The sequence below is a fragment of the Dyadobacter sp. HNCC25DJ187 genome (assembly GCF_056895255.1).
The window spans coordinates 1,040,994-1,063,286 of the sequence record NZ_JBXHAT010000002.1 but is presented as its reverse complement, the minus strand read 5'-3'; the positions used below and the strand labels follow the sequence as shown (position 1 = coordinate 1,063,286).

The window sequence follows — 22,293 nt, the reverse complement described above, 5'->3', positions numbered from 1 at the left end:
AATGGCGAGCTGATATGACATTTTCACTCTCAGACTCCGGAAAAATTGAAGTTTTTCCAGCCGACGTTAAAACGTCACTGGATCTTCTTCTTATACCTGGCCTGTCCGCCGGGTTCCCTTCTCCTGCTGCCGATTTTATCGATCTCACTATTGATTTGAATAAGGAACTGATCAAAAATCCGCCTAGTACATTCCTCGCCAGGATAGAGGGTGACTCTATGAAAGATGTCAGTATCTGCAATGGCGATATTGTAGTGATCGACAAGAGCTTGAAAGCTACTGATGGAAAAATTATTGTCGCCTTTCTAGACGGTGTATTTACTGTGAAGCGTATCCGGATCGAAAAAACCGGATGCTGGTTGTGTGCAGAAAATTCCAATTACCCTGCGATTCGGGTAACGGAGGGAAACAACTTTCAAATCTGGGGTGTAGTTGTTCACGTAATCAAATCTTTCTGATGTTTGCACTGGTTGACTGTAACAATTTTTATGCATCATGCGAACGCCTTTTTCGGCCAGATCTGATAGGAAAGCCAATAGTTGTACTTTCCAACAACGATGGATGTGTGATTGCCCGTAGCCAGGAAGCAAAGGATCTGGGAATAAAAATGGGTGCGCCGTCTTTTCTGTTTGACAAACTCTTTCAGGATCAGAATGTACATGTGTTTTCATCTAACTATGCATTGTATGGGGATATTAGCGCACGGGTCATGAGTATGCTTAGTGTGTATACACCAGACATCGAAGTATATTCCATTGATGAATCATTCTTACGCTTTGACGGGTTTGATTACTTCAGTCTTCAGGAGATCGGCAAACGAATGCGACAGGAGGTGACCCAAGGAACGGGAATACCAATCTCCATAGGCTTCGCGCCTACAAAAGCGCTGGCGAAAATGGCGAACAAAATTGCGAAGAAACGCAAAGAAACCGGAGGCGTTTTTGTGATTGATACACGGGAAGGATTAGAAAAAGAGATTGCCAAATTCACCATTGATGATGTATGGGGTATTGGCCCACGGCATTTTAAAATGCTTCAGGCAATGGGGATCAGGACGGTTCAGGACTTTACCCGACTGCCCGACGCATGGGTAAAAAAACAAATGAGTGTTGTCGGTTTACGGTTAAAACATGAATTGCAGGGAATCCGCACGCTGGATCTGGAAGATGTAAAACCGAAACAGAACATTGCCGTAACCCGAAGTTTCAATGAAAATTACGATGATTACGAACGGGTACAGGAGCGTGTAATTACGTTCGCTACCATATGCGCGGAGCGTTTGAGAAAGCAGGACTCCTGCTGTAATGTCATTCAGGTTTTCTTGCTCACAAATTCTTTTCGTCCGGATCAGCCACAGTATACACCTGCAACTACAGTCAAACTTCCGTATCCCACCAACTCAAATATTGAGTTGGCACACTTTGCCCAAGACGCCCTAAAGCGGATTTACAAATCAGGTTTCGGTTATAAAAAAGCAGGGGTTATTGTGATGGAGCTTACACCTGCAGCCGATGCCCAGCTCATGATTTTCGACAACACCGATCCAAAACACGGAAACCTGATGGCTGTAGTTGATAAATTGAATCATGCGTTAGGCCAGCAGAAAGTAAAGCTGGCCTCGCAGGATCTGGATAGAGTCTGGAAGATGAAACGGGAGAGGTTATCACCCAGGTACACCACGCGTATGAGTGAGATAGTCACTATAAAATGCTGATAAAATGATTATGATATGTCAACGATAAAGAAAAACTATCCAATACAGGTGCATGCTTTGCACAGCCGATTGCAACTTGTGCGAGACAAGTTAGATATCCATCCCAGGATGACACCGGATGACGTTGTCACCCGGAATCTTCGGTACTTTGAAAAGGCTGGTGAGTCGGTAAAAATCTATCACGAACACCGGTGCGGAAGAACAGAGTTTCACCAGGCAGCTGAGTTGTTGATACTTTCGCTTAATCCAGATGAAAAACGGATTTTGACGCAGCCACTTTGGCGGAAAGGTGGATTGATCTTTAATGACCTGTTGCACCAGCTACACCAGTTATGCATACTTTGACTTTGCTAAGCACTTTCTGTCATTTCTGCTACCACGTTATCCAAGTTGGGCTTCATAGTCGATAAGGAAATGTTAAATGCTTTCAATAGTTTTTTTAACTCAGAGTGCTCAGATGCTGGAATGCAAATTTTTTTCAGTCCATTACTCTCTGGATGTGGTCCAGCCATCATTTCTGCGAATGAGTTTATGCTTGGATACTCGTTTTTAAGTAAATAGTGGTGAAATGGAGTAATCGGATATGCAAATAAACCCTCTTGTTGAAATAAGTAGTGATTGTGACTGGATGGCATTTTTATTAATCGGTACACTGAGGTTGTTTCTTCAGCCCTCATCAAGCTTGTTTTATTCAAAATATGACGCTTGCTAAATAAATTTTCCGGAATATAGTACAATGATATGAATCCTGTATCATCCGTAAGCACCGTTCGGTTAATAGCGTGAAATAGTGCCTTATAAGGGTTATGAGAAAAATCCAGTAGACGTGTAGGACAACCGTGATGCTGTGCCAAACCCATGAACAAAGGAGGTCTGCTAAAATGCGTATCGGAGAATCTTTCATGCAAACTTAGGTATGCAGAGCTTTGACCTGAACTAAAAAATCGGGCTTCTTGGTGATCGAGATTTGTGAGCAATTCCATATCATTATACTCCCAGTTTAAAATTTTCTCAGCCTCTGGAACCTGTAATCCTAGCTTGTTGGCTCGCGATACAAAATCTTGTAAAATTATTTGTTCAGCTCCAGCAAGTGAGAGTGATTCAATATTGTCTTTATTTTGCGATTGAAGACTGCCGTAATGGACCATTCCATCTCTTGAAGAAGTACCAATTAAAGTAACTACATGAGACATTATCTTACCTATTGTCTTATTCACAGGTTTTCTAAATAATGTGGGAACTAGTGGATAGCCTTCATTATCGTCAGTTTCATACTGTGCTCGAAAGAGACATCTTAGATTAGCCCAGTTTCCTTTTGATGGATTAATGAAATCAAGGAGATCCAATGCGGTATCAAATTTTTGAGATTCAATCACAATGAGGGTAGGTAATTATTAATTGAAGTCCAATATAAGTAAGTAGCACGAATCTACCAGTTATAACTCTCTATTTTTGGATCAGTCCGTAATCCCAAAGATTTTAGATATATGTCGGTCATCTGACCCGTACTATGTCGGAGCATAAGCTACAACTCGTTGATTCCTACTTCTGAGAAATATGCTTACCAGTTATAACTCTCGATTTTTGGACCTGTCCGCAGGCCAAGCGAATTCAAGTAAATATCCGTCATTTGAACCGTGCTATGGTGGAGCATAGCTTGCAGTTACTTAATTCCAACTCCTTACAGATAAGCATTAACTGCACCCATGTGCTTCCAGGAATATAGCGTGTAACCCCTGTCCTTCAGATTACATTCTTCTAACGCAATAGTATGCCAGTTTAGAGGGAAGTTTTCAGAACATTGTCCCGGCACAATCTGAGTGCACCAGTGCTTTAAATATTGAAATCTTTTTGAAGATTCTGTACTGAGCGATGGCTTTATCTATAAATGGTCACTTTATTCTTTTTCTGGTTGTATCTGAATTACCTGTGAGTTAGAGATCATAAGTGTTTGATTTTAAGACAACACTGAAAAAAGCTCTAATTCATTAATGTCCTATTTTAAAAACGCATAATCTGTAGATGAAGTCTTAAGCACCAGATGGTTGGGCTATTTATCGGCACTCCCCAAGTTACTATGCCTATTGCTGTTGGTTAGGATTTTCTACGTTTTAAAGAATTGCATGTGATCTGTAAATAAGAAGTCATAGATTTCTTCAACCGTGTAATTTCAGAATCAAATTAAAATCATCCTTGAACCTTACCCTCAATCAGCGTCAGTCTTTTGAGCACTTCATTAAGTGTAGCTGATATATGCTGAACCTCAGCCACTGCCTCCGGAACGATGCTGGACTGATAGCTATGGTACTTCCAGATTTCCAGCACCTGGTCAAGACCCACCTGATAGGGCTGATAGGCAGGGTTTAAAGATTCAAGAATCAGCATTCCTGCGCTGGCATCCACGGTCACTTTTTTGAAAACGAAGTCCTGTTCGCCCCTTAGGATCACGATGCATAAGGTGCCGGGTTTTAGTCCCGTCCAATCCTGCACAAACCGGCAGATCACATCTGCGCCGTCCGGCAGCGGCAGCATCGAATCACCTGTGATAGGAAACATGCGGAAAGTCTGTCCTTTGGGAAGGTTGGGAAGTGAGAACTTGGGAAGCGTGGCCAGATACTCAGGATCCGAATAGCCTGCCAGGTAGCCAGCTTTGGCCTTTACAGGTATATACTCAATATTCTCCTTGTTCTCTGTGTTGACGGTAATAGCCAACACCCTTATCTGTCCACCTGTCAGATACACATCATTTCCGGCCTGCAGTTCCCGAAGTTTCAGCTCAGAGAGTTTAGAGAGATCGACTCTGAGCAAGCTGTCCACACTGATCTTGAAAAAATTGGAGTAGTTGATATAATCCAGTGGCTGGGGTGCTTTGGTATGCCCGTTTTCCAGTGCATTGAGCTTGGTGCGCGTCAGATTTACTTTTTCTGCAAGTGTTTCCTGGCTCATTTTCAGACGCTCCCGCAGGAATTTAATGTTGCTATGGAAAAATATATTTTGACTATCCATAATATGTTTGTTATAATTACAATCATTTAATTGATACAATTTGTATCAAATGTAATTTAAAAATGGAAGAATATGAAACAGCTGGCAAACAAAAGTGAGCTTGTAACAAAGCTCCGCCGCGACATATTAGAGCGCCAGGGCTACCACAGCAGTACCCGTCACAGAAAAGTGGAGATGGGCCTTGGGCAGATTGAAAAGTCCTTTCCAAATGGGGTCTTTCCGGTAGGCTGCGTGCATGAGCTGGTCAGTCACAGCAGTGAACAGGCAGCGGCTGCCAGCGGGTTTATGGCCGCAGTGCTAGGCAAGATCACAAGGCCGGGCGGCATGAGCGTGTGGATCAGCACGGCAAGGACCGTGTTTGCCCCAGGGCTTAAATACTTTGGCGTGGACCCTGACAGGGTCATCTTTATCGATGTAAAAAACCAGAAAGATCTTTTATGGATTACAGAGCAGTGTCTGAAATGCCAGGCGCTATCAGCAGTGATCACAGAGCTGAAGGACATAGGCCTGACAGAATCCAGGCGTCTTCAGCTGGCAGTAGAGCAAAGCCGGGTGACAGGACTGATGCACCGTATCAATCCTTCGGTAGTCAGCAGCACCGCCGCCGCTGCCCGCTGGAGGATCACACCTGTGGCCAGCACGCTCTCTGATGGCATGCCGGGTGTTGGGTTTTTCCGCTGGCATGTAGAGCTTTTGAAAGTACGTAACGGGGAGCCGGGAAGCTGGGATATACAATGGATGCCTGGTCATTTCACCCAAGACGCTGCGGCTCAGCCAGGGAAAGAAGCACTTTTAAAAGCAGGCTGATATGAAAAGCCGATATGCAGCCATCTGGTTTAGAAACCTTCTTTGCGATCAGCGCGCCGTGCGCATGCCTGAGCTGAAAGAGACAGCCTTTGTGATTGCCGCGCCCAGAAAGGGGCGTATGCTCATTACCGCCAGCAGCGTTCATGCAGAAAAGAAAGGTATTCTTCCGGGCATGGTACTGGCTGATGCAAGAGCGGTATTTCCTGAGCTGACCGTACTGGAAGATAAACCCGGACTGGCCGAAAAGCTGTTAAACGGTATAGGTCAGTGGGCGCTCAGATTTACACCTATCGTGGCTGTAGACGGAGCTGATGGCCTGCTACTGGACATCACAGGCTGCGCGCATTTATGGGGATCAGAGAAGCTTTACTTGCAAGATATCAATCAGCGACTGAAAGAAAAAGGCTATCATGTGCGCTGCGCGATTGCTGAAACACCGGCTGCGGCCTGGGCCAATAGCCGCTACGGCAGGCTGAAAGCCATCATTGAGCCAGCGGGGCAGACGCTGGCAATTTCTGTGATGCCGCCGGCAGCACTCAGAGTGGATCCAACCGTAGTGGAAAAGCTGGAAAAGCTCGGTTTTTACCAGTTGGCAAGTTTGATCGATATGCCGTGCAGCGTGTTAAGAAGACGGTTCGGCCCGCAGCTGCTGCTGAGGTTAGACCAGGTGCTGGGGCTGGCCCCGGAGCCGATTACGGCCATCGAGGCAGATGAGCCTTACAAAGAGATCCTGCCTTGTTTGGAAGCAATCCGTAGCGGCGCGGGTATTGAAATAGCGGTGCAAAAGCTTCTGGAAGCCATATGTCAAAGACTCTCGAAAGAATCAAAAGGACTGAGAAAAGCGGTTCTGACTGCCCACAGAATGGATGGCAGCAGCCAGCAGATCCAGATCGGTACACACGCTGCCAGCTGCAGCACCCAGCATCTTCTAAAACTCTTTGTTTTGCAGATCCCCAAACTTCGGCCCGATCTGGGTTTTGAGCTTTTTGAATTAGAGGCGCTGATGCTGGAAGATACAGAGCAGCATACCCAAATGATGTTTGCTCAGTCCGCCAGTGGAGACAGCGCTGAGATCGCAGAGCTGCTCGATACGATCACAGCCAAGACAGGGCAGGGCAGTGTCAGCCGTTATCTGCCCGATGAGCACTACTGGCCAGAGCGATCGGTAAAAGTGGCGGGATCTTTGCAGCAGATGCCTGTTTTCAAATGGCCGACAGAGCGGCCAAGACCGATCAGTCTTCTAACGACGCCTGAGAAAATACATGTAACAGCACCCGTGCCGGACTACCCGCCGATGCTGTTTCGTTACCTGGGCGTTATCCATAATGTAATCAGGGCAGATGGTCCTGAGCGAATAGAGCAGGAGTGGTGGATACAAGCTGGCCTTCACCGAGACTATTACATCATCGAAGACCATCAGGGCGCGCGCTACTGGATTTTCCGTCTAGGGCATTACGGAAAGGATTTTCCCGAATGGTTTCTACATGGTTTTTTTTCCTGAACAGCGATGAAATACACAGAACTACAGGTCACGACCAATTTTACGTTTCTGAGGGGCGCTTCGCATCCTGAAGAGATGATCGCGCAGACAGCTGATCTGGGCTATACAGAGATCGCCATTACTGACCACAATACGCTGGCTGGGATCGTCAGGGCACACACAGCAGCGAAAGCGCGAGGAATCCGCATCATTGTCGGCTGCCGTCTGAACCTGGCAGATGGACCCAGCCTTCTGGCGTATCCGGAAGACATAGCTGCCTACAGCAAGTTATCGGCCCTGCTCTCGCTAGGCAACTCGCGCACTGAAAAAGGCAAGTGCCTGCTTTACAAAGCGGATGTGTATGCACGCAAAGAGGGGATGCAGTTTATCGTGCTGCCTCCCGAGTCGCTGAATGAATTCTTTGAGCTCGACAGCTCATTTGCTGCCCACCTGAAAGAATACAAACAAAGATTGGCAGACTCGCTTTACCTGGCAGTAAGAAGGGCCTACCGTGGAGATGATGCCAAAATCCTTTTCCGGCTCAGAGAACTTTCTGATAATTTGGGTGTGCCGCTGATTGCCACCAATGATGTGCACTACCATCACCCGGACCGAAGACAGCTTCAGGATATTGTCACCTGCATCAGAGAGAAGTGCACCATCTATGATGCGGGATACAGACTGCACCAGAATGCGGAGCGGCATCTGAAGCCACAGGCTGAAATGCTCAGGCTTTTCAGGGCGTATGAGGATGCAGTCAGCAATACACAGGTGCTGGCAAGCGCCTGCCGGTTTTCGCTGGATAGTCTCAAATACGAATATCCCAAAGAGATTACCACTGAAGGCAGAACACCCATGCAGGAGCTGACGCATCTGACCTGGAAGATGGCACCCGACTGCTTTGGAGGGGAAATCCCGGAAAAAGTAAAGCAGACCCTGGAGTATGAGCTTAAATTCATAGAAGAGAAGAATTATGCTTCCTACTTTTTAACAGTTTACGACATTGTGCGCTTTGCCCGGCAGCAGGGTATTCTGTGTCAGGGCAGGGGATCGGCGGCTAATTCCGCGGTCTGTTTTTGTCTAGGGATTACGTCTGTGAACCCCACCAAATTTGATCTTCTCTTTGAGCGTTTTATCTCTTCTGCCAGAAACGAGCCGCCTGACATTGACGTGGATTTTGAGCACGAGCGGCGCGAGGAAGTTATACAGTATATTTACAATAAGTATGGCCGTGACCGTTCGGCGATTGTGGCCACGGTCACCCAGCTGCACCAGCGAGGCGCGATCCGTGATGTAGCCAAAGCGATGGGCATGTCGCAGGATGCAATCGGCAGGCTGGCTAACTCGATCTGGGAGTTTACCGATGAGTGGTTTGATGGCAAAAGAATCAGCGAGCACGGCTTTAACCCGGATGATTCACACCTGAGAAAGGTCCTGGAGCTTACCTCACAGTTTATGGGCTTTCCACGGCAGCTTGGCCAGCATACCGGCGGTTTTGTAATCACAGAAGGCAAGATCACAGACCTTTGTCCGGTGATCAATGCGCGTATGGCCGACCGCACCAACATTGAGTGGAACAAGGACGATATTGACGCGCTGGGTTTTCTGAAAATCGATGTGCTGGCCCTGGGTATGCTTACCTGCATCAGAAAAGCATTTGATCTGGCTAAAAAGCATTATAATAAGCACTACACACTGGCCAATATAAAGCAGGATCTCAAAGAGGTCTATGATATGATCAGTGATGCGGACACCCTGGGCGTTTTTCAGATCGAAAGCCGCGCGCAGATGTCGATGCTGCCAAGGCTGAAGCCCCAAACCTTTTATGATCTGGTCATTGAGGTAGCTATCGTCAGGCCCGGACCGATACAGGGCGATATGGTGCATCCTTACCTGAGAAGGCGTAACGGTGAAGAAAAGATTGAGTACCCTTCCAAAGAGCTCGAAGAGATCCTCAAACGGACACTGGGTGTTCCGCTTTTTCAGGAGCAGGCGATGAAAATAGCGATCGTGGCGGCAGGCTTCACGCCTGCTGAAGCCGACGGGCTCCGGCGGAGCATGGCTACCTTTAAAGCCAAGGGGCTGGTGGCGCAGTATGAAAAGAAACTGATCGAGGGTATGCTGGCCAACGGATACAGTCTTGAATTCGCACAGCGGATCTTCAAGCAGCTGGAAGGTTTCGGAAGTTATGGTTTCCCGGAAAGCCACGCTGCCAGTTTTGCGCTGCTGGTATATGTGTCATGTTACATGAAATGCTTCTACCCGGATGTTTTTGCAGCCGCGCTTTTGAACAGTATGCCGATGGGCTTTTACCAGCCAGCTCAGATTGTGATTGATGCCCGAAAGCATGGTGTGAAGGTATTACCTATTGATGTAAACCTGTCTGACTGGGACAACACACTGATAGATGAAGGGGGCAAGTACAAAAGTATCCGTCTTGGTTTCCGGCAGGTGAAAGGCCTGGCACAAACTGACATACTGATTCTGCTTGCCTGCAGAAGCAGCGGCTATGGAAGCATTCATCAGATCCGGGATGCAGGTGTGTCCCAGCAGGCTATTGAAAAACTGGCTGATGCCGACGCGTTCCGCTCAATGGGCCTTGACAGAAGACGGGCGCTGTGGGAAACGACAGCACTCACTGACCGGCCGGATGGGCTTTTCAAAGGGCATCGGTCACAAAGTGATTTTGAGCCAGATGTTGCCCTTCCCAACATGAGCGCCTCTGAGCATGTCGTGCAGGATTATGCTTCCACTTCACTTTCCTTGAAGGCGCACCCTGTCAGCTTTGTAAGAGAGGGGCTTGCAAGCCAAAGAGCGGTTCCGACTAGTGCTTTGGAGCTTTACAAAGATGGCATGATCTTGCGCGTAGCTGGGCTTGTGCTCGTCCGGCAAAGGCCGGGCACGGCAGGAGGGGTCTGTTTTATCACGATCGAGGATGAGACAGGGTTTTGTAATCTGGTGCTTTTTGAAAGCCTTTTTGAGAAATACAGAAAAGAGATTCTCAGGGCAAGACTGCTGATGGTCGAAGGCAAGCTGCAAAGAGAAGGCCAGGTCACGCACGTGATCGTGCGGCACTGCTACGATATGTCTTCTCTTCTGAAAGAAATGCACCAGAACCAGACTGATCCGGCTGTTCAGACGCTCTCACGGGCAGACGAAAAGGATGAATACGCTTCGCAGGCGGTTAACAAAAGGACACAGGTCAGAAAGCCGGGTGTACAGACAGAGATTTTTCCTTCAGGGAGGAATTTTAGGTAGGGGAAGTTCTGGATTTTTTAACTTGTATCGCGTGAATCTTTAAGAATTAACGTCTTTCCTGGCCCTACGTGATTAGGATTTATATCTTCAACCAGTCTTTGAACCATCAACTATTAAGTATAGAAAATGGGGTCAGAATAGAAACTTAGAGAAAATGAAAATTGATTTGCAGTGTGCTTTTGCCTGACGGTGGGTAGTTAGACCGATGCGGTAGACATACTGCTCTCGCAACTGAGTAATTGCTTTCATAGCCTTAATTTTTACAATTCTTGCGAACGGAAGATACTGGCTGAAAGGGTGACAGATCAATCATTTGCCTATACTGAACGATGATGTAAGCCTTTCTAAAAGGCTTCTTTCTGTAGTGATAATTTCAGCATAACCTTTTAGTCCATTTCGGTATGGTAACTCTCTGCCATAAGTTGTTGCTAATTTTCCTGGAAGGTCAACATAGCCCCAATAAGTGCTGTCCTTTGCTGGCGTGACTGACAGTTTAGATAGCTTCCCTTTGAGCATGCCATACTCTCGGAATGGAAATCCATCGAGCTTGACTAGTACCGATTGACCTTCTTGGAGCTTTCCTATGCTGGCCTGATGAATTTTTACGACACCTTGAAAAATACTGCTTTCAGATTCAACGCTCATTATTTCTAACCCTATCGCAAGATGCTGTTGTTCTTGTAATGGAGCCGTAAACGAGATACCTCCATTTATAGGTGCGGTTAAAATATATCGATGCTTCCATGCATCAACACTATTTGAAAGTGTCTGTAAGGTCTGGAGAAAATTACTTTTTCTCTCCTGAATCATATTCTCCAATTCTAGGAGCTCTTTTTGCTTGGCTGTTTGAGATGAGCGATTTTGAAGAAGTGATGAAGACAGGCCCTTAACTGGCATGGTACGGGAAAGCAGTTTTGATTTCTCCTTATTAAAATCTGAAAGAGATATTACTTTGCCTTTGTGTAACTTCTCTTGAGTTAGGAATTCTTCGCTGGCGAGTTGTAAATCCTTGTTTTGTAAATCGAGTTGCTCCCGTATTATCTTTTCCATTGATACCAAATCTAATTGATCTTCAATTAATAGATTCTTCTTTTTAAAATAATACCCGCCTTGCGAAAAGGATCTTAACTCATTAAGCTGTTGGTTGAAAACCTGGAAATCGCGCTGAACCTCACCCAATTTTCTAAAATGGTCGGTGGTAAATTGATGGACATCAGCCCATTGATTATGTTCGACAGCGTAACTAATTTCTTTCAAGGCTTTAGCTAGTTCAATCATTTGATTGTGATCCGCAGTACTTTCTGAATAACACAAGGCCTGCCCCGAGGCCACTTTATCTCCATCTTTCACTAGAAGCTTATGAAGTTTTCCTTCACTGCGTACTATGACAGGGCGTGGGGGATCTGTAACAGTGAGTGAGAAAGAGGTTGTGATGACATCTGGATAACGGAGCCACCATGCACCATATGCTAGCATAAGTAATACAATAAAAAAAAGGGTCATACCCCAGGTAACCAACCAGTGTGGCGGTCGGCTCATAATTTCCTGAACTTCTTCTGATTTAGGTTCAAAAAATGGAATAACACTTTGAGCGGAATTGCGATTTGGAGACATACAACAAACTTTTGGATTAGACTGCCAACTCCAACTGGTTACTCACCAACTCCAGATACTTGCCTTTAGCAAGTATAAGCTCAGAATGTGTTCCGACCTCAACAATCTCACCTTTTTCCATTACCACAATCTGATCAGCATGTTTAACCGTACTTAGGCGGTGAGCGACAACTACCACAGTTCTTCCCCGAAAGAAATCTGTAAGATTGCGGACAATGACTGCTTCATTATTAGCATCCAGCGCATTTGTTGCTTCATCAAAAAGTAATAACTGAGGGTTTCTGTAAACAGAACGAGCAATTAGAATTCTTTGCTTTTGCCCTTGGCTAACTCCATTTCCTTCAGTACCAATTTTCGTGTAATAACCGAGCGGAAGTGATTCAATGAACTCGTGAATATTAGCTATTCTTGCAGCATTGTACAATTGCTGTTGATTGATCACTTCGTCAGCAACTGCGATATTTCGCGCTATCGTATCTGAAAAAATAAATCCGTCTTGCATGACTACTCCGCATTGTTTGCGCCATGCTCTATGAGAAATGTAGTTTATGCCTAGCCCGGAGGATTTTTGAGGTTTTACCAAGCCATCAGAACTGTCAGCAGTCAATGCTGTACCTGATTTTAGGGTAATCGATCCTTGCTGTGGTTCATAGATTCGAAGAAGTAATTTTAGTAGTGTAGTCTTACCACTCCCACTGGTTCCTACAATCGCAGTTGTTTTTCCGCGTGGAATTACCAGATGAATATTTTTTAATACTGGCTCATTGCCAGCACCTGGGTAAGTAAAAGCGATTCCGGACAAACATATGTCCAGCTTATGATTCCAGCTTTTTCGCTTCAGTTGCTCAATTGGCTCTTCGTCTGGCAGACCTCGGATTTCATTTAAACGTTCTAAACTAATCTGTGCATCCTGCCAGCCTTGTAAAAAACCAATTAATTGTTCTATCGGTGAGTTAAATTGTCCCAGAATATACTGAACGGACATCATTCCTCCAAGTGTTAAGTTTCCGTCTATAACTGCCTTAGCAGAAAGAAAAGTAATAAATATGTTCTTACTTTGGTTAATTAACAAAGCTCCTGCTTGCTGGATTTGAATCAATGATAAGTTTTTAATATTCCATTTAAAAAGTCGGGCCTGTGTCCGTTCCCATTCCCAGCGTTTTGAGGTTTCAGCCCCGGATAGCTTGATGTCTTGTATGCCTTGTATGAGTTGAATTATCTGACTTTGATTTCGAGAAGATACGTCAAACCGCTTGGCATCCAGTTTACGACGTTGTTTGAGAAACAGAATCACCCAGAGAGCATAAATAACAGATGTACACACGGTTACTATGAAGATGGACAAATGATAATACGCCAGAACAAAGCCAAATACCAACAGATTAAAAATAGAAAATAACAAACTGAGTGTTTGCCCAGTAAGAAACGACTCAATACGATGATGGTCGCCTATTCTTTGCATGATGTCGCCAAATTGTTTAACATCAAAAAATGATATAGGCAACCGCAATAGCTTCGAAAAAAAATCAGATAGGATTCCAATATTAACTCTGGTGCTGACATGTAGTAATATCCAGCTGCGCAGAAAGTCTACCGCCGTGGTGCTGAATAGTAGTACCATTTGGGCAATTAATATCAAATAGATGAATGGCAAGTTTTGAGTTCCAATTCCAACGTCTACAACAGATTGTGTAAGAAAGGGAAGAACTAATGATAATGCACTTCCAATGATTGTTCCCAAGCCAAGCTGAACTACCAATTTTTTGTATTGCCAGAGATATCCAAGTAACTGATCAAATTTGACCTCATCTAACCTCTCACCTTCTTCCTCGTAGAATCGGGGAGTTGGCTCCAATAGGAGCGCTACACCTTCACTCTCCCCATCGAGATGACCGGAAAGCCAATGTTTTTTAAATTCGTCAGAAGTATAACTAATCAATCCTATGGCCGGGTCAGCTACATGAAAGACTGTTTTTTCTACATCTCTCTTTGATTTTGCTGATCTGCTACAAGGTGGGATGTCAATCAGTTCTCGTTCTGACAAGTCAGTGGAATTAGCACGTAAAGTCAGGTGTTCGAAGTCATCTTTGAGTCCCTTACCACCCCAGATACGGTTCAAAACCGATGCTCCCAATGCAATTTGCTTTTCCGTGACGGAAACCAGTACAACGAAATGATTCTGTCCCCAATGCAATATGCAAGGTAAAGGTGCTTCCGTACTCAATTTAGATAAATTAACTTTAATGCCAATCGCTTTGAATCCAATAGCCTCAGCTGCTTCAGCAATACCGAGCATTGATACTCCGTCTCGACTCAACTGCGATCTGTCCCTTAAACTTTGCGCACTGTAATGTCTACCAAAGTACTTCGCTATCATGCGAATACAAGTTGGGCCGCAGTCCATTTGATCCAATTGCCTATAGTGAGGGAATTTCATGAATTAATATTTGTAGTTTAAGGCAAATCGAGAAATATCGTTAATTAGGTTTGAGACTATCTGGCGGTTTGGTCAATACAAGCATTTAGGATTTGCTACCTTTGGATCTGATTACTTGCTTAAAAAATCCAATCAGATCAATAACGTGCCGATCAAAGGTGAAATAGGATCTGTTACTCCAACAGTTTTTTCTAATCTCAAGCAAAAGCTCCTTATTGGCAAGCTGTTTTCCAAGATCTTCGTAAGAAGAGAAGAAAATTCCCGTTTTTAGTTCGCTAGTGGTTCTTTGGGTTGCTACTATATGCCCACCGTTTTCTCGTTGAATCATGGGAATTCCTGCTGCAGCTAATGTTGTCATACGAGCAGGGTAATTCAGATCCATCCAGGTTACTCTCATATTTTCTCCATAATTTGAACTTTCAAAAATATGCAACCAGCCTGCGTCATACTGAGAAAACTCTTCAGTCCACATCGATGGAGGGCAATGGTGATAAAGGTGAAGATTATCCGGTGCATGCTCCAAAGCTCTATTGATCCAGTTTTCATAAGTCTTATTGCTGATATCTCCATAGAGGTGGAGATGGATGTTCTGGTCAACCATTTCTTTCAAGTCACTAGGTTCAATACCAAATGGGCGACCCGGAACAACCGTGTGGATATCTCCATAAGTCTCGGAAAGCAACTCGGATTGATTGTCGCCGAAGTAAAACTTTGAAGGCAAATCTCCATCTAATACGAAGACGTTCTGGCTGGGAGATGTAAGAAACTCCTCAAACCACCTTTTGGCCTCGTTGTTGATGTAAATCTGGCCGTCTGATTCTTGGTACAAGTAAACAAGTTTATCCCACATTCCCTGCTGCCTACAGACGAATGGGCTTTCCTTGAAATGCCAGACAAACGGGATATCCCTACATGCCCTGAGAACTTCAAAAGCTAGGGGTACTGCGCTAGCATTCAATAAGGCATATATGACATCAGGTTTAATGATATTTATTTCTTTCTGCCAATTTTCGTAAGAAAGATTCTGCACATTCCCGTAGGGTAGCGGGCCAATTGTGTTGAAGTGATACGGATTACGTATCCATAGCCCATACAACTTGTGTCCTTGATCTTCTAAGGCAGCAATACGCTCTGCGTTATAAGACAGCTCGCCCACCAGAAGTATTTTTAATCCTGCTGGGCCGCTCGTTCGTCCCTCGTATCCGAGTGATGAGAAATCATTGATCTCGTCTATCAGATTACCATTTGAAGACTTGAATCGTAATGGAGTGGAGACATTATAATGTTGCTTGTAGCGATTGATCCCACCCGATGATCCAAGTTCATTGATTATTTTGTGACGTTGGTGAGGATGCGATACCCACTCGGCAGAAATATGATTTGTTGGGACAAAGTTGCCAATGCTCTCTAAGCGATTCCAATACATAATTCCTAGGTCATCTGTAACCAGCTCACTACGCTCCATCCACTTAATATTATTTCTCTTATGCAAAACCTGCACTAGTTGGAGAGGTAATCCTGTGGCTTTATGCATTGTCGTTTCAGCAACACTGGTATGTACAGAATCATAATAGTTGAATTTCATTCCTGAGAATGCTAGAACTGCCGAGCTGTTCAATGAAAGCGTCTGGAATAATATGGCTAAGTGATCTTTAAAAAATATATCGTCAGCAGGAAGATATGATATGTAGGCGTAACGAGCTAATTCGATTCCTCTGTTTAACGAATAACCTAATCCGAAGTTTGTCCCATTTCGTATCAACCTTATTGGGTAAGATCCTGTGATATATGGCTTTAGGGCAACGTCTAAGTCGTCTGTAGATCCATCATCCACAATAATTATCTCCCATGCTGTAAAGTCTTGTAATATAACACTCCTTATGGCTCTACTAATAAATAGTGCCTGATTGAACACAGGTATTATAACTGATATTTTTTGGCAATAAGACTTATCTTCCGGCATGAAAATGAGAAGGTTAAATTTGAAGATGCTTGAAAGAAATGATTTATCGATATTGGAATAATAATAATGAATTTCTAATTGTACATCAATATGGATGAAGTATGTAAGTATGAGCTTTTTTAAAGAATAGAAAAGCTACAATTTATATAAAATGGAGTGTGATCCGGATAAATATTGAACTAGAGCGCTTCTCTTTCTAATAGTTCAATATTCTTCTTATCGTATCCTACAAACTTTTTAATTATACTTCCTTTGTTATCTACCAATATTGAAGTAGGAATACTTCCATCGAAGCTAAAAAATTCTTGCATGTACTTTTTGTGTTTCTCATCAACTATCAACTGATTCCATGGCATGTTTTCTATTTTAACTGCTTTCCGCCATTTTTTTAAATCTTCATCAACAGATATTGATACGATATTAAGATTTTTATCGGTTAATTTACTTTTTTTATATAGTACTTTTAGCTCTGGAATCTCTTGGCGACAAGGAGCACACCAAGAAGCCCATAAGACTATTAGGTTCATTTTTGAAGATGGAGAAAGAACTTTTATCATCCTGCCGCTCGTGTCGGGGAGGGTAGTTGTAGAATTAAGCTTATTGGACGATCTTGTTCTTATATGCCTAGTTAGTCTGACTCCAGAAGTGCTTTTTCTTATCTCCTGATTAAACTGATTCATAATATGTATTGCTTCTTCATCTGGAATACTTGATACTACCTGTTCAAAACTGTAAAAGACATGGTATGAATATGGGAACTCTTTCACCATTCTCCGAAGGTGTATAAGTGAGTATGGAACAAATGAAGGTATTGTGTCCTCATACATAACCTTATTTTGTTTACCAAATACTACATCTCCAATTATTTTAGAAGACTTTACGTTTATACCTATATCAGAATCACTAATAGTTCCCTCTAATTTGGGGAAATCTTTTTCAATCAAGATACGGCTGTTGGCTGTCTTTTTTGATTTGTATACTGCTTTTGTCGAAAAAGAAAATAATCTTTTTACACTGTCTTTACTAGCAATATGCACAAGGTTAACATAAATAGGCTCAAAATCAGGCTTTATCGGAATTTCTAACTTAAAATTCCCATTCTTAGTTGGTGTAGAGTACAGTTTCACAAGGTAAGATTGAAAATGTAAAACCCCATCAGGAAGCCCGATAACATTTCCTTCGATGATAATTTTTTCTTCGTGACTTTTTGTACAGCAAGACAATGTAATAAGAATGAATATTATCACATATTTCATTTTTATAAGGGTTTATTTATACGGAAATTAAATTGGCTATGCGTACAATTATCGAATTATAAAAGCACGCATAGCTCAACAATAATAAAAAGCCGCCAATAAATTATCTAGATTTAAATTTTAGGCGAAACAGTTGCTAGTCGCTCCGCCCTTTAGTTTGGCTGGAACATGACTTTGGTCTGTCTTACAGAAACAATGATTTTCAGGCTGAACAGGTAGGCCTGCTCCACTACTTTCGCACATACCATCATAGGAAATGTATTCCTCTGTGGCAGAATTCCAAATTACTAGCCTGCAATGACCAGTTTTACAGGCTCCGGCTAGTCCTCCCTTAATGCTACTCATCTCCGATCTTGTTAGAGAGAACTTGCTAAAAATCTCGAGTTTTTGCTTCATTTTTTGTTAAATTAAGTGAAAAAACTGTTTATGTGAATTGAATTAAAAAGTATTTGCCCTTGACTTCTCCAAACGTTTAGGCCACACTTTAACTAAATTCGGTAGATCGTTTACCGTGTAGACAATAGGTAATTCGAATCCATTGAGGAATAAAGTTGGAGTTGCCTTAATTTCCGCCAATTCACACCATCTAATATGCGCTTCGACAAGGTTGAGATTTCCCTTAGACAACTGAACAAAACTCTGATATTGGTCAATCCATTCATCTACGTCATGGGAGCTCCCTAAATACCAACTATTCATTGCGTTTTGTATATTTTCATCTGCAACACGTAGTAGAGTGTTTGCAATAATTTTTGATTGGCCACTGCCAGAAAAGATGAATTGTATATTTATTTCAGCATTACGGGAGATTAGGTCTTCGAGACTAGAGTGTAACCTTCGACATGGACCGCAAAGCGGGTTTGTAACCACCGTTAATGTAAACTCCGCATCTTTGTTTCCTACAACTAACGTTCTCATTTGTCTAAAGACTGGAGGCATTGTAGTCTGCTGACCTAGCATCAATTCCACATATGATGTGTCAAATTTTATCTTGTTCAATTCTCGAAGAAGCGGATATTTGCTTTGAGCCATAATCAGGTGTTGTTTTATCAATGACCAAATGCTTACCGGTATTAAACAACTAAATGCTAATATAAACAACCCATTGAGTTGAATACTAGTTGATACGGAAGTGTAAATCTGAATTCCCAGGTAAAATTCTAACCATAGAATGCACAATATTGATAAGCATAGTACACACCACTGTTTTACCTTTATGCCCTGATACCACAAAGAATATATAGTGAATGGTAGGGAAAGAATATTTAGTACAAGAACTGGAGCTATACTATCACTCATTAAAATGGATGTGATAATAAAAAATGTTCCAGTTATGAAGTAAAAGAGACCAATTTCTGACCAACTAATCTTGCCCATGAACTTGGAAGCACTGGAATTCAAAATAGAACTGCATTGGTCGAATTGCTCAATATTACAAATTGATCTAACAAGTTCGTCTTTTAGTCCTATTGTCTGTCTTACGAGAAGTGTGGTTACAGCTATTCCGAAAAATTTACAAATTATAAGTGCCCATATTAAGAATGGAATGGTTGTGAAAATTGCACTATATGTATACAGTGTAAATGTCAGGAACATAACCAGTGATGCAAACTGAAATAAACTTTTCAGCTGTTCCATCCTTGAAATTTTCTTATTCTGTTCATAGTCTAGTTCTCCCGAACTTTCGTTGGGTTCAACCAATAAGGTAATGCCATTCCACTTCTCCGTGAACTGATCTACTGGATCAGTATTCCACCGGTTTTTACTATCCAGCCATTCGATACCCTGTTCTCTGGACGCTCTTCTGATCGGGGCGAACTCACCACCGTTTACATTAATAAATGCTATGCATGGCAAAGGAGCAATAATCAGTTGATCAGGTGATATTCTAGTGGCAAGATTTGGAATTTTCCATTCAGTCATAAGGTCACTTAGTGCAGCCAATGAAGGAGTTTCTGGATGAAAAAATATCTTTTCTTTGATGGTCTTATAGTTTATCCTCAATTTATAATATTTAACTATAAAGTTAATTGTGTTTAATGCATTTTTTTCTGCAGAGTCGAGGCTGATCATCACGATAATGTTAAGTACTTTTCAAATTGTTAAAATTTGTACTTCAGAGTTCTAGGATAAGTTTGTTTATAATCTCAGAGGGTTTAGAAAATTTGCTTTTTATCCTGGTATTCATTTTAGAAATATTGTCTTTAAAGTATCTATTTTCTAATATGTTTAGTATTTTTGATCTGATATCTGCGCTGTTATCATCATATATAGATCCAGCTAGACCAACTTTGTGATATTCAACTTTTTCCCCATTGCTATTTTGGTCAAATTTAGGATCTAGTGGATATACAAGCAAAGGAACTTCAAAATGTATACTTTCCTTTACAGATCCGAGTCCACCATGGGAGATGAACAGATCACAATTTTTTAGAATATCAAGTTGTGGCAGGCCGCTGAACATTTTTATGTGACTAGGAACGTCTCTACTATGTAATATTGTTTCGATAACAAAGCTATTTACTGATATTACAACTTTTGTTTTTTCTAGATCTTCAACTGCGTCTATTACTCTATTTATAAATTTATATAATGTATGCAATGATCCTTCGTAGAATGTTCCGAAGGAGCAGTAAATTGTTTTTCTATATATTTCGGAACTTTTAGAAAGAAGTCCCGGAGCGTAATTTTTATCTATATCCAAGCCAAGCCTGTTATCATCTACGCAAAGACCAATATATTTTTGATTACTTTTTTTTACGGTATCAGTAAACTCTAGTTCCTGTGGTGCTAGTATTATTTCTTGGACGTTGCTAAAAAGTAGTGCTAAATAAGATTCTTGTTCAATGGGATGTATGTCTTTTAATCTGTCATACTCGATTAATTTATTAAACTGATTTTTATATGCTAACCTGATTAAAGCTTCCAAGGGTCTAAAGGGCATATTTGACCACATTTGCCTTATTCTAGATAATGAAGTGTACAAGTAGGAGAGTTTGTCTTTTTTTTTAGTGTATGGTATAGCTTGTTTCACTTCATTGTAGGTAGATAACATCGGGTTAAAAAATGCAATTTTTATTTTGTGTCTGCAAAGGGGGAACAATGCTATAAAGTCAGTGCTGTTAAATATGTCGACCAGAATTAGAACCGGCTTTATGCGATCGATAATTTGAGCCAATTCGCTTTTGCGAAAGTGGTAAATGTCATTATTTAAGATACTATTCAGGACTAGCAACTTACTTTTTTTATTATACCTTGAATGTATATATTGGTTTTCCATTCCTCTTGCTATCCTGAAAATTTCCGTCGCTATTGAGTGATGGCCATTTTTGTCAACCAGATCTTGTAGAGAAAAATCTGATAGGGCGAAATACGATTCATATCTATCAGATAGCTGACCTGCCAAATATAAGGCTGGGATAACATGGCTTGTGATCGATGCTGGTATAAATAGAATCGGTTGTTTCATAGTTATATTGTTAATCTAAGCAAATGTATACTTATTTTATGATCGTTAGCGTAGTAAAAAGCGATTAACTTGTTACGGAAAACCGATCAAAAGAATCGATGCGGTGATTATGTGACATCGGCTAGAGATCATTTGAATGCCTGGTTACACAAAGTTTGTTCCTATTAATGCATTGAAGTGTTGCCTAGTTTTTTGGCTTATAGCTGCTGGCATCGAGTATCTATCGTGCTTTTTCTGATCGTTTATGTCTTCAGCATCAGAACCGCGGATGGGCTTTGAAAGATTAGCTATAATTTGGGTATTCAATGCAATGGCTTAAATATCAGATCATTGTGATTGTATGGATATTTTAAAAAAAAATATTTTGCAAAAATGAGTATAAAGGGGTCACTATTTTCTAATCGTATATGAAGCGAAATGGTGTAATCTTGTCTATATATATGACGATTCAAAGAGGAGTCTGTTAAGAATAGACACCTCCTTTATTGATCTTCTTTTATCTGGGAAATTCCTCTGATGTGCTTTGAGCAGCGAAGTTGATACGAACTTCTGCCGATTCGTTAAGTAATTATTATCATACATCGAAGGTGAAATATTGAATAATGTCCTTATTTATTAAGATGATTTTGTAATTGATAGTCAATGCAGTACAGCTACTACAGAACTGATCCAAGTGAAATGAATGTATATGGTCAACAAACATGGTTTTTAATGTTCCAATTACAATACATTTATTTTATATAGGTAGGTATATTTTGTATATGAAGAATTTTATGGATTTGTCTAACTAAAATCATACAATTGAATGAAGATAGGAACATTTCTGCGTATGCTAAGAACCCGTAGTAAATTGAGTTCTAGAAGTGTATCTGACACTATTGGAATATCTCACAGTACCTATGTTGATTGGGAACGGGACAGGACGTCTCCATCAATTAAATTCTATTTAAGTTTAGCATCTGTGTTTGATGTTTGCCCCATAGAGCTGATGTCTTTTTTTGTAGATCAGAAACTGGAGCCATTATCTTCTCATGATAAGGAGAATGTTGAGGAGTTAAGGGGTATGATTGAGGTTTATCAACACTACACGGAGCGCCTTGCCCATGATAACAGCGCCGCAAAGCTAAAACTAGAGGTGTTGAAGAAAAGGTTGAAACGGAAGAGTAGTTCTCGTTAGTTATTGCTTATGTGAACGTAGTTTTTGCTTGATATTATCAATCAATGATAATGAGATATATATTTGTATACGCAGAAACAATTTTTATACATGTTGATTTTTATTCATTTAT

15 protein-coding genes are annotated in these 22,293 nt (G+C 42.0%); 7 read left to right on the top strand and 8 right to left on the bottom strand.

The window, feature by feature from the left end:
- Nucleotides 1-14 precede the first annotated feature (14 nt).
- From AC1XUE_RS15405 to AC1XUE_RS15395, 3 genes are read left to right on the top strand one after another with little or no spacing between them, the layout of a single operon-like run.
- A complete protein-coding gene (locus tag AC1XUE_RS15405) occupies nucleotides 15-458 on the top strand; it encodes a LexA family protein (RefSeq protein WP_483356873.1) in 444 nt (147 codons plus the stop codon).
- Nucleotides 458-1,714: a Y-family DNA polymerase gene (locus tag AC1XUE_RS15400; RefSeq protein WP_483356872.1), complete on the top strand. Its 1,257-nt coding sequence runs from the start codon at nucleotides 458-460 to the stop codon at nucleotides 1,712-1,714. Before AC1XUE_RS15405 ends, AC1XUE_RS15400 begins: the two co-directional genes overlap by 1 nt.
- Before the next feature lie 15 nt (nucleotides 1,715-1,729).
- The gene (locus AC1XUE_RS15395; protein ID WP_483356871.1) at nucleotides 1,730-2,059 is read left to right on the top strand and encodes a hypothetical protein; all 330 of its coding nucleotides are present in this window, start codon (nucleotides 1,730-1,732) and stop codon (nucleotides 2,057-2,059) included.
- Nucleotides 2,060-2,064: 5 nt separating this feature from the next.
- On the opposite strand, the gene AC1XUE_RS15390 is transcribed toward AC1XUE_RS15395, so the two are convergent.
- Complete coding sequence (locus tag AC1XUE_RS15390; RefSeq protein WP_483356870.1) at nucleotides 2,065-3,090, bottom strand: FRG domain-containing protein; 1,026 nt, start codon at nucleotides 3,088-3,090, stop codon at nucleotides 2,065-2,067.
- 811 nt (nucleotides 3,091-3,901) lie between these two features.
- A complete protein-coding gene (locus AC1XUE_RS15385; protein WP_483356869.1) occupies nucleotides 3,902-4,720 on the bottom strand; it encodes an XRE family transcriptional regulator in 819 nt (272 codons plus the stop codon).
- 72 nt (nucleotides 4,721-4,792) lie between these two features.
- On the opposite strand from AC1XUE_RS15385, the gene AC1XUE_RS15380 reads away from it, so the two are divergent.
- Genes AC1XUE_RS15380 through AC1XUE_RS15370 form a run of 3 tightly spaced genes read left to right on the top strand, consistent with a single transcriptional unit; the run spans nucleotide 4,793 to nucleotide 10,265 of the window.
- A complete protein-coding gene (locus tag AC1XUE_RS15380; protein ID WP_483356868.1) occupies nucleotides 4,793-5,527 on the top strand; it encodes an ImuA family protein in 735 nt (244 codons plus the stop codon).
- Between the two features lies 1 nt (nucleotide 5,528).
- A complete protein-coding gene (locus AC1XUE_RS15375) occupies nucleotides 5,529-7,028 on the top strand; it encodes a Y-family DNA polymerase (RefSeq protein ID WP_483356867.1) in 1,500 nt (499 codons plus the stop codon).
- Nucleotides 7,029-7,034: 6 nt separating this feature from the next.
- On the top strand, nucleotides 7,035-10,265 hold the full coding sequence (locus AC1XUE_RS15370) for an error-prone DNA polymerase (RefSeq protein WP_483356866.1): 3,231 nt from the start codon (nucleotides 7,035-7,037) through the stop codon (nucleotides 10,263-10,265).
- 309 nt (nucleotides 10,266-10,574) lie between these two features.
- On the opposite strand, the gene AC1XUE_RS15365 is transcribed toward AC1XUE_RS15370, so the two are convergent.
- The 6 genes from AC1XUE_RS15365 to AC1XUE_RS15340 all read right to left on the bottom strand — a co-directional run bounded on the left by AC1XUE_RS15365 (nucleotide 10,575) and on the right by AC1XUE_RS15340 (nucleotide 21,004).
- Nucleotides 10,575-11,879 (bottom strand): HlyD family secretion protein, encoded by a 1,305-nt coding sequence (locus AC1XUE_RS15365; protein WP_483356865.1) that lies wholly within the window; start codon nucleotides 11,877-11,879, stop codon nucleotides 10,575-10,577.
- A 16-nt stretch (nucleotides 11,880-11,895) separates the two neighbouring features.
- Nucleotides 11,896-14,316 carry a peptidase domain-containing ABC transporter gene (locus AC1XUE_RS15360; protein WP_483356864.1) on the bottom strand — a complete coding sequence of 807 codons (2,421 nt, stop codon included), beginning with the start codon at nucleotides 14,314-14,316 and terminating at the stop codon, nucleotides 11,896-11,898.
- Between the two features lie 85 nt (nucleotides 14,317-14,401).
- A complete protein-coding gene (locus AC1XUE_RS15355) occupies nucleotides 14,402-16,279 on the bottom strand; it encodes a glycosyltransferase family 2 protein (protein WP_483356863.1) in 1,878 nt (625 codons plus the stop codon).
- Nucleotides 16,280-16,458: 179 nt separating this feature from the next.
- Nucleotides 16,459-17,535, bottom strand: coding sequence for a TlpA family protein disulfide reductase (locus AC1XUE_RS15350; protein WP_483356862.1), 1,077 nt, complete (start codon nucleotides 17,533-17,535; stop codon nucleotides 16,459-16,461).
- Between the two features lie 438 nt (nucleotides 17,536-17,973).
- Nucleotides 17,974-19,608: a vitamin K epoxide reductase family protein gene (locus tag AC1XUE_RS15345; protein ID WP_483356861.1), complete on the bottom strand. Its 1,635-nt coding sequence runs from the start codon at nucleotides 19,606-19,608 to the stop codon at nucleotides 17,974-17,976.
- Nucleotides 19,609-19,651: 43 nt separating this feature from the next.
- A complete protein-coding gene (locus tag AC1XUE_RS15340; protein ID WP_483356860.1) occupies nucleotides 19,652-21,004 on the bottom strand; it encodes a nucleotide disphospho-sugar-binding domain-containing protein in 1,353 nt (450 codons plus the stop codon).
- A gap of 805 nt (nucleotides 21,005-21,809) precedes the next feature.
- Between AC1XUE_RS15340 and AC1XUE_RS15335 the strand changes: the two genes are divergently transcribed.
- Complete coding sequence (locus tag AC1XUE_RS15335) at nucleotides 21,810-22,181, top strand: helix-turn-helix domain-containing protein (protein WP_483356859.1); 372 nt, start codon at nucleotides 21,810-21,812, stop codon at nucleotides 22,179-22,181.
- The last annotated feature ends 112 nt before the right edge of the window (nucleotides 22,182-22,293 follow it).

Bases quoted from the DNA above. Each gene is read 5' to 3' on its own strand.
- AC1XUE_RS15405 (WP_483356873.1), top strand. From the start codon at position 15: ATGACATTTTCACTCTCAGACTCCGGAAAAATTGAAGTTTTTCCAGCC.
- AC1XUE_RS15400 (WP_483356872.1), top strand. From the start codon at position 458: ATGTTTGCACTGGTTGACTGTAACAATTTTTATGCATCATGCGAACGC.
- AC1XUE_RS15395 (WP_483356871.1), top strand. From the start codon at position 1,730: ATGTCAACGATAAAGAAAAACTATCCAATACAGGTGCATGCTTTGCAC.
- AC1XUE_RS15385 (WP_483356869.1), bottom strand. From the start codon at position 4,720: ATGGATAGTCAAAATATATTTTTCCATAGCAACATTAAATTCCTGCGG.
- AC1XUE_RS15380 (WP_483356868.1), top strand. From the start codon at position 4,793: ATGAAACAGCTGGCAAACAAAAGTGAGCTTGTAACAAAGCTCCGCCGC.
- AC1XUE_RS15375 (WP_483356867.1), top strand. From the start codon at position 5,529: ATGAAAAGCCGATATGCAGCCATCTGGTTTAGAAACCTTCTTTGCGAT.
- AC1XUE_RS15370 (WP_483356866.1), top strand. From the start codon at position 7,035: ATGAAATACACAGAACTACAGGTCACGACCAATTTTACGTTTCTGAGG.
- AC1XUE_RS15365 (WP_483356865.1), bottom strand. From the start codon at position 11,879: ATGTCTCCAAATCGCAATTCCGCTCAAAGTGTTATTCCATTTTTTGAA.
- AC1XUE_RS15360 (WP_483356864.1), bottom strand. From the start codon at position 14,316: ATGAAATTCCCTCACTATAGGCAATTGGATCAAATGGACTGCGGCCCA.
- AC1XUE_RS15355 (WP_483356863.1), bottom strand. From the start codon at position 16,279: ATGCCGGAAGATAAGTCTTATTGCCAAAAAATATCAGTTATAATACCT.
- AC1XUE_RS15350 (WP_483356862.1), bottom strand. From the start codon at position 17,535: ATGAAATATGTGATAATATTCATTCTTATTACATTGTCTTGCTGTACA.
- AC1XUE_RS15345 (WP_483356861.1), bottom strand. From the start codon at position 19,608: ATGATCAGCCTCGACTCTGCAGAAAAAAATGCATTAAACACAATTAAC.
- AC1XUE_RS15340 (WP_483356860.1), bottom strand. From the start codon at position 21,004: ATGAAACAACCGATTCTATTTATACCAGCATCGATCACAAGCCATGTT.
- AC1XUE_RS15335 (WP_483356859.1), top strand. From the start codon at position 21,810: ATGAAGATAGGAACATTTCTGCGTATGCTAAGAACCCGTAGTAAATTG.